This is a genomic window from Halopenitus sp. H-Gu1, from assembly GCF_041821145.1.
GTDB lineage: Archaea > Halobacteriota > Halobacteria > Halobacteriales > Haloferacaceae > Halopenitus.
The window spans coordinates 1-7,098 of record NZ_JBGUBC010000047.1 but is presented as its reverse complement, the minus strand read 5'-3'; the positions used below and the strand labels follow the sequence as shown (position 1 = coordinate 7,098).

The window sequence follows — 7,098 nt, the reverse complement described above, 5'->3', positions numbered from 1 at the left end:
GATAGCCATCCTAGTTCAAAGTTATCTTAGACCGGAGAATGAATGAATTGGATAGGTGAATTTATCTTCCGTTATCTATGTGAGTTGATTGTTGACGTCGGGATGCGCAACTCCTGTTGCTCCCCGATCCGTTCGGCCAGTTTCCGTTCCAGATACTGTCTCGCTGTCGACTGGGTGAAGACACCTTTGTCGACTATCTCGCCGCCGACCGTCTTCTGTGATCGTGTGTACCGCATTCCCGAGATGCCGAATTATTGCCAGCAGAAGCGCTGTTCCGTAAGTTCTCCTCCCTCAATGCGTCGATAGGCTTCGGTCGATCAGGGACTGGGGTGCATGCGAGGCTTGTCTCCTTCTCACGGCAGGGCGGAGTTCCCGATGGCGCTCTACCGTCCGGTAAGTGGGTCAACAGGTATTTGGAGGAGGCGGCAAATGGTCGGGCAGAGGCCGATTACGACGGGCACCGGCAACGGAGTACCGGCCGACACCGACGATCACTGATGGAACCAAATCTGACAGTCGTTACGACTGCCGTCGTGCTTCCCTTCGTCGCCGCGGTTCTCTCACCGCTTCTTTATCGCGTCCTGGGCGAACGGACTGGCTACGCGGGGGCCTTCATCGCGGCGGCGAGTTTCGGACTGCTGGCGACGCAGATCAACAGTCACGGTACCGTCAGGGCGTCGTGGGTCCCCGCTCTCGACGTGGGGCTCCAGTTCACCATCGATGGGTGGGGGCTCCTCTTCGCGCTCCTCGCCAGCGGCATCGGCGTCCTTGTGTTCATATACTCGGCACGGTACATGCACGGCGAGGGCGGCCTCGCGCGCTACTACGCAGCGCTGCTGGCGTTCATGGGCTCGATACTCGGCGTCGCGCTCGCCTCCGACCTCGTGTTCGTCTTCCTGTTCTGGGAACTGACCAGCCTCTGTTCGTTCGTGCTCATCGGCCATCATACCGACGACGACGAGTCGCGCTACTCGGCACGGATGGCCATGGTCGTGACCGTCGGCGGTGGGCTGTGCCTGCTCGCCGGCCTGCTCGTGCTCGCGGTGGCAGCTCGGGGTGCCCTCGGCGGCGTGACCTTCGACCTGACGGCGATGATCGCGAACGACGAGGCAATGCGCGCCTCCCTCCGCGAGTCGGGGCTGTTCGTGCCGGCGCTCGTCCTAGTCGTTGCTGCTGCAGCCGCCAAGTCCGCGCAGGTGCCGCTGCATTTCTGGCTGCCGAACGCCATGGTCGCTCCGACGCCCGTCTCCGCGTTCCTCCACTCCGCCACGATGGTCAAGGTAGGCGTCTACTTCGTCGGCCGTGTGCGCCCTCTGCTGATGAGTCCGGAGTGGGTGTTGCTTGTCGCGACGCTAGGACTCCTGACGATGACTGTCGGGGCGCTGCTGGCGGTGGCTTCGACCGACACCAAGGAGTTGCTCGCCTACTCGACGGCGAGCCACCTCGGGCTGATGGTCGCGGGCTTCGGCTTTGGCGTCGTCTACGGCGGCGAGGCTGGCACGTTCCACCTGCTCAACCACGCACTGTTCAAGGCGCCGCTGTTCCTCGTCGCGGGGATCGTCGCCCACGAGGCCGGCACCCGCAATCTCGACAACCTCGGGGGACTCTGGCGGGAGCTCCCGATAACGGCCGCCATCACTGGGGTCGCCGCGTTGAGCATGGCCGGAATCCCGCCATTCAATGGCTTCTACTCGAAGGAACTGCTGTTCGAGGCGACCTACGAGGTTGCCCACGAGGCCGGCGGATTCGCCTGGCTGTACCCCACCGTGGCGACGGTCGCGAGCGTGTTTACTGTCGTCTACTCGGTGAAGTTCCTCGCAATGTTCTTCGGCGAGCGGCGAGCGCCAATCGCGGACATCCACCGACCACCGGTTGCGCTGGTCGGACCCCCTGCCGTGCTGGCCGCCGCGGCGGCCATCGTCAGCGTCGCGCCGCAACTGGCGGTCGGCGCCATCGTCCAGGAGGCCGTCGAAGCCACCGCGATCGGCGAGGCTCACCTCGAGGTTGGACTGCCGACTCACTTCTCACCCCCGGTCGCCATGTCCGCCGTTGCTATCCTGGGCGGGCTCGCCGCATACCCGTTCACGGGGCGTCTCGCGGCGGTTATCGGACACGGCATCGATGCTCCGATCCCCGTACGGCCCCGTGGGTGGTACGACTGGGTCATCTCGACGGCGGAGGTGACAAGCGCCCGGTTCGGCCCGTACGTCCACAACGGCCTCCTTCGGACGTACGTGATGTGGGTGGCGGCGGCTGGGAGCCTGCTTGCGCTCGCCGGCTTCGCCGCAACCGGGAGGAATCTCGGGGTCGATGGGCTCGGCGTGCCACTGGCGGTTGCCGTCGTGCTGGTGATCGCTGTCCTCGCCGGTGTGGCGGTGGCGACTGCTTCGTCACACGTTGTCGGCGTCCTCATGCTGTCGATTCTCGGGTTCATGATCGCTATCTTCTTCATCCTCGCGAGTGCACCGGACCTGGCGCTCACGCAACTGGTCGTCGAGACGCTCGTACTCCTCCTGTTCCTGCTCGTCCTCCAGCGGTTGCCTTCTTTTTACTCGGATGTCGGACCGCTCGTGCTCGCCCGTGACGCGGGCGTGTCGGTTCTGGTGGGCACGATGGCGTTCGTGTCCGTCCTCCTGACGGTACCCAGGCCCGACGCCGACCCGACGAGCATCGCCGCGTACTACACGGAGCAGGCGGTCCCGGGTGGTGGCGGCACGAACGTCGTCAACGTTATCCTCGTGGATTTCCGGGCGTTCGACACGCTGGGCGAGTTGCTGGTCGTCACGGTCGCCGCAATCGCCATCCTCGTGCTTGTAACGATGCGGACTCGTGGTGAAGAGACCGTGACCGAGGGTGAAGAGGAACCGATTCCCGATGGGGGTGACTCGCCGTGACGACGACGATCATGCGGACGACGGTCCGGGTGACCGTTCCCATCGTGCTCGTCGTCTCGATTTCGCTGTTCCTTCAGGGCCACAACCTGCCCGGCGGCGGGTTCATCGGCGGCGTCCTCACCACGGCGGCGTTCGTGCTCATCTACGTCGCCTACAACCTCGACTACTTGGAATCGGGGGTGCTCGGCCGGGAGGTCGAGTCCGGCACCAGCATTTTCGAGCACCGCACGGTCATCGCCTACCGCCGCACGTTGCTCCTGGGCCTAGTGGTCGTCCTCGGCAGCGGCGTCGCCGGGATCCTCGTTGGCGACCCGTTCTTGACCCAGACGTACGTCCACGTCGATGGTGTCCCGATCTACCACGAGGTCGAACTCGCGAGCGCGCTCGTATTCGATCTGGGTGTATTCCTTATCGTCGTCGGCAGCCTCCTGACGATCATCTCGGTGGTGAGTGCCGAATGACCCGGGGCACAGAGACGCCATCTGTCCGACATGGAGATGGTGACCGATGAGCGTCGCCCTGGCAGTTGCGGTCGGCGGGTTGTTCGCCATCGGAACCTTTCTGCTGTTGCGGCGGGATCTGGTGCGGGTCGTCTTGGGGCTCGCTGTTGTCTCTCAGGCCACGTTCGTCTACCTGATCGCGATGGGTGGCGTCGATGAGGGGGCCCAGGACCTCGTTCCCGTCCTCGAGATCCACGGTGGCGGGGTCCCGGAGGTCGCCGACCCGGTGGTGCAGGCGCTCGTCCTGACCGCGATCGTCATCAGTTTCGGGACGACCGCGCTGGCGCTCGTCCTATCGTATCGCGCCTACGAGGAGAATGAGACCATGGATGTCACGGAGTGGGTAGGATGAGTTGGCTCGTCATCGCGCCGCTGCTCGTCGTGCTCGGTACCGCCGTGCTCACGCTCGCCCTCGGCCGGCGGCCACGGATTCAGCGCGCGACGAGCGTGGCCGGCGCCGTCGGCTACGTCGTGGCTGTTTCCGTTGCCGTCTGGACGTTCGTCCTCGCGCCGGCGGCGCCCGGCGCGGCGGCCTACCAGATGGGCGACTGGCCTGCCCCCTTCGGGATCACGCTCGTCCTCGACGGGCTGTCAGCGTTCATGCTGACTATCGCCGCGGGCGTCGGTCTCGCATCGATGCTGTTCTCGGTCCAGTACGTCACCCCCGAGAACCAACGCGTCTACTACCACCCGCTATTCCATATGCTCCTGGTGGGCGTGACCGGCGCGTTCCTCACCGGCGACCTGTTCAACCTGTTCGTCTGGTTCGAAGTGCTGCTGATCGTCAGTTACGTGTTCGTCGCCTTCTACGGTACCGATTACGCCACCGCGGCGTCGTTCCGGTATCTGGTGATGAACGTTTTCGGGAGCGCACTCATGCTCGTGGCCATCGGCGGCCTGTACGCCACGACGGGCACGCTCAACATGGCCGACATGGCCCAGCGGTTGGCCACCCCCGCCGCATACGGCGTCGACCCCGCTCCCGCCGTCGGCCTGTCGGCTCTGTTGCTTGCGGTGTTCGCGCTGAAGGCCGGACTCGTCCCCTTCCAGTTCTGGGTGCCCGCCGCCTACACCGCCGCCCCGCCGCCCATCACTGCGATGTTCGCCGGCGTCACCAAGAAGGTCGGCATGTACGCGGTCGTCCGCCTCTACTTCACGGTCTTCGCCGACGCGCCCGTCTCCGTCGGCTTGGCCGGTATCGACGGCGTGTCGCCGCTCGCCTTCCTCGCGCCGGTGCTGGCAGCGATGGGGATGGCGAGCATCGTTGTCGGCGGGTTCGGCGCCGTCGGCCAGGACCGACTTGAGGGCGTGTTCGCGTACTCGAGCGTCGGCCAGGTCGGCTTCATCGCCATCCCCATCGCCATCGCCGCGGCGGCTGGCCCCACGGGGACACTCCGCGGGGTCGCCATCGCGGCTGCACTCGTGTTTGCGCTCCACCATGCACTCGCGAAGGGACTCCTTTTCCTCTCGGCTGCCGCCGTCGAGGATGCGACCGGGACGGACGGCCTGCGAGATCTCGGCGGCGTCGCCGGCCACTCGCCGGTGCTCTCGGGGGCCGTCTTCGTCGGCCTCCTCTCGCTGATCGGCCTCCCGCCGCTGACTGGATTCTTCGGGAAGTTCCTCGCTTTCGAGACAGCAGTTCGGGGACTTACGTCCGATCTCGGTGTGCTGTCGGCACTCGCGCTGGTCGCGTTGCTTCTCGGCGCTGTGCTCACGATTCTGTACGCGACGCGGGTGTGGGTCGGCGGCTTCTGGGGGCCCGAGACGTCGGCGGTTGCGGTCGCGACCGTCGAATCAGGGCAGGTCGCGATCCTCGTCGCGCTCGCGGCGGCCGTCGTTCTCATCGGCGTGGGGTTCGACCCGGTTTACCGGTTCGCCGAGACGGCCGCGAGCGCCGCCATCGACAGCGAGGCCTACATCGACGTCGTGGGAGTGGACGGGGGTGGTGGCACGTGACCCGCAGCTGGCCGGTCGCCGGCGTCCTGTTCGGCGTCCTCTGGGTGTTCGTCCACGGGCCACCGCTCACACTCCAATCCCTCGTTGGGTCGCTGCTGGTCGGCCTCGCGGTCGGATTCCCCATGGCCTACCTCTTCCGACGCCTGTACGGGGACACTGTTGATCTCCGCCGGTCGATTCGTGGGGTCCCGTACACGATACTGTACCTGCTGACGTTCATCCGAGAGGCGGTCGTCGCCAGTCTCGACGTCACGTACCGCGTACTCGCGCCCTCCGGACCGGTTGAACCCGAGGTGATTCTTATCCCACTGCGGGTACAGACGGACCTCGGAGTGACCACTATCGCCAACAGCATCACGATGACGCCCGGGTCGCTCACGCTTGATTACGATCCCGATGAGAATGCACTCTACGTCCACGTCATTGACGGAAGCGATCCCAAAGACATCGTCGACCCAATCCGCGCCTGGGAGAACTACGCGCTCGTCATCTTTGACGAGGAACTATCACCAGACGACCCCGCGCCGGATTTCGCCGTCTACCCGCCCGACCGGACTCATCCTGCCCTCGAACGGGCCGCTCCTGGAATCGAGAACGAGGCGGAGACGGAGGCTGAACCGCCGACCGAGGAGGCCACAGGAGGTGACCACGATGGCCGCTGAGGGGACGATGGTGCTGGTCGTAGACGCTGCGATCGTCCTCGTGGCGTTTCTGAATCTGCTGTGTGGCTACCGCGCGGTCCGGGGACCAACGGTTCCCGACCGCGTAGTCGCGCTCGACGCCATTGCGACGAACGTCGTCGCCATCGCCGTCCTGTTTGCCATTAAGACCGGCCGGGGCCTCTTCGTGATCGTCAGTCTCGTCCTCGCGATTATTGCGTTCCTTTCGACGGTCGCGGTTGCCAAGTTCGTCACTGAAGGTGACATCATCGTTACACAGGAGTGACTACGACATGTATCACGAACACCGAACGCGACAGGGCGTTCCGACGAGTCATCAGGATGCCGGAGGTGACTGTTAATGGTCGAATTGGAAGCGATCCGGATCTGGATCGTCATTGGCCTCGTTGTCGTTGGGTCATTTTTCCTCACGGTCGGGACGATCGGCTTGCTGAGACTGCCAAACGTATACAACCGGATGCACGCGACAAGCAAGCCGGCGACTCTTGGCACGGTCTCGGTCTTTCTCGCCGGATTCGCGTACTTCGGTCCCGGGGGCGCCGGGCTCTCGTCGCTCATCGGTATCGTCTTCCTGTTCCTGACGGTGCCGACCGGCGCGCACATGATCTCGCGAGCAGCAGAACGAACCGGCGTCCCGTTCCTGGGCTCCGTGACGTGGCCGGGCAAGTCCGACGACGAGTAGGGGAACTTCCGAGTGTTTCCGACTCGCTACGCCCGCAATCGGGCATATCCAAGAGAAAGTCCCGGAGTCACTCGCGCCCGTACTCGTCGTCTAGGGCGTAGTCGTATCGGGGGTCAGGACTGGCGTGTCGTCCTTCTCGGAACTAAAGACGGACTTCGCTGTATGCAGGCGCTAAGCCCCCACCTCAACGAGCGCCGGGCTTCCGACGGGTGTCGGAAGCACAAGCGAGTAGGGTGGGGATACAGCGCCGTCAGCGTTTATTTTCGTGTGAATCGGTGTCCTTACTACCCCGGCGGTTGAATGCGGTAGTACGATGCTCGCCACGCCTTCGGCGTTGTTCAACCGCGACAAGAAGCGTGCAACGTCGGTTGTGGTCGAGTGTCCAA

9 protein-coding genes are annotated in these 7,098 nt (G+C 64.7%); 7 read left to right on the top strand and 2 right to left on the bottom strand.

The features are described 5' to 3' along the window. Nucleotides 1–71: 71 nt before the first annotated feature. Complete coding sequence (locus ACERIT_RS15930) at nucleotides 72–236, bottom strand: hypothetical protein (protein ID WP_373675841.1); 165 nt, start codon at nucleotides 234–236, stop codon at nucleotides 72–74. 261 nt (nucleotides 237–497) lie between these two features. Here ACERIT_RS15930 and mbhE point away from each other — a divergent pair, with 261 nt between their 5' ends. From mbhE to mnhG, 7 genes are all read left to right on the top strand, one after another. Beyond that, nucleotides 498–2,894, top strand: coding sequence for a hydrogen gas-evolving membrane-bound hydrogenase subunit E (gene mbhE, locus ACERIT_RS15925; protein ID WP_373675840.1), 2,397 nt, complete (start codon nucleotides 498–500; stop codon nucleotides 2,892–2,894). Continuing rightward, on the top strand, nucleotides 2,891–3,355 hold the full coding sequence (locus ACERIT_RS15920) for an MnhB domain-containing protein (protein WP_373675839.1): 465 nt from the start codon (nucleotides 2,891–2,893) through the stop codon (nucleotides 3,353–3,355). The genes mbhE and ACERIT_RS15920 overlap by 4 nt, the downstream gene beginning before the upstream one ends. Before the next feature lie 46 nt (nucleotides 3,356–3,401). Continuing rightward, nucleotides 3,402–3,746 (top strand): sodium:proton antiporter, encoded by a 345-nt coding sequence (locus ACERIT_RS15915; RefSeq protein WP_373675838.1) that lies wholly within the window; start codon nucleotides 3,402–3,404, stop codon nucleotides 3,744–3,746. After that, nucleotides 3,743–5,350: a complex I subunit 5 family protein gene (locus ACERIT_RS15910; RefSeq protein WP_373675837.1), complete on the top strand. Its 1,608-nt coding sequence runs from the start codon at nucleotides 3,743–3,745 to the stop codon at nucleotides 5,348–5,350. Before ACERIT_RS15915 ends, ACERIT_RS15910 begins: the two co-directional genes overlap by 4 nt. Then, complete coding sequence (locus tag ACERIT_RS15905; RefSeq protein WP_373675836.1) at nucleotides 5,347–6,012, top strand: Na+/H+ antiporter subunit E; 666 nt, start codon at nucleotides 5,347–5,349, stop codon at nucleotides 6,010–6,012. The genes ACERIT_RS15910 and ACERIT_RS15905 overlap by 4 nt, the downstream gene beginning before the upstream one ends. Next, nucleotides 6,002–6,295, top strand: a complete 294-nt coding sequence (locus ACERIT_RS15900) for a monovalent cation/H+ antiporter complex subunit F (protein WP_373675835.1) — start codon at nucleotides 6,002–6,004, stop codon at nucleotides 6,293–6,295. Before ACERIT_RS15905 ends, ACERIT_RS15900 begins: the two co-directional genes overlap by 11 nt. A 75-nt stretch (nucleotides 6,296–6,370) precedes the next feature. Then, entirely contained in the window at nucleotides 6,371–6,712 is a 342-nt protein-coding gene (gene mnhG / locus ACERIT_RS15895; protein WP_373675834.1) for a monovalent cation/H(+) antiporter subunit G, read from the top strand. Between the two features lie 171 nt (nucleotides 6,713–6,883). Here the strand turns inward: mnhG and ACERIT_RS15890 are convergent. Then, nucleotides 6,884–7,098 (bottom strand): hypothetical protein (locus tag ACERIT_RS15890; protein ID WP_373675833.1); only part of this gene is annotated, 215 nt, incomplete at its 5' end.

Excerpts from the sequence above, each read along its gene's own strand:
- ACERIT_RS15930 (WP_373675841.1), bottom strand. The coding sequence starts at position 236 with ATGCGGTACACACGATCACAGAAGACGGTCGGCGGCGAGATAGTCGAC.
- mbhE (WP_373675840.1), top strand. The coding sequence starts at position 498 with ATGGAACCAAATCTGACAGTCGTTACGACTGCCGTCGTGCTTCCCTTC.
- ACERIT_RS15915 (WP_373675838.1), top strand. The coding sequence starts at position 3,402 with ATGAGCGTCGCCCTGGCAGTTGCGGTCGGCGGGTTGTTCGCCATCGGA.
- ACERIT_RS15910 (WP_373675837.1), top strand. The coding sequence starts at position 3,743 with ATGAGTTGGCTCGTCATCGCGCCGCTGCTCGTCGTGCTCGGTACCGCC.
- ACERIT_RS15900 (WP_373675835.1), top strand. The coding sequence starts at position 6,002 with ATGGCCGCTGAGGGGACGATGGTGCTGGTCGTAGACGCTGCGATCGTC.
- mnhG (WP_373675834.1), top strand. The coding sequence starts at position 6,371 with ATGGTCGAATTGGAAGCGATCCGGATCTGGATCGTCATTGGCCTCGTT.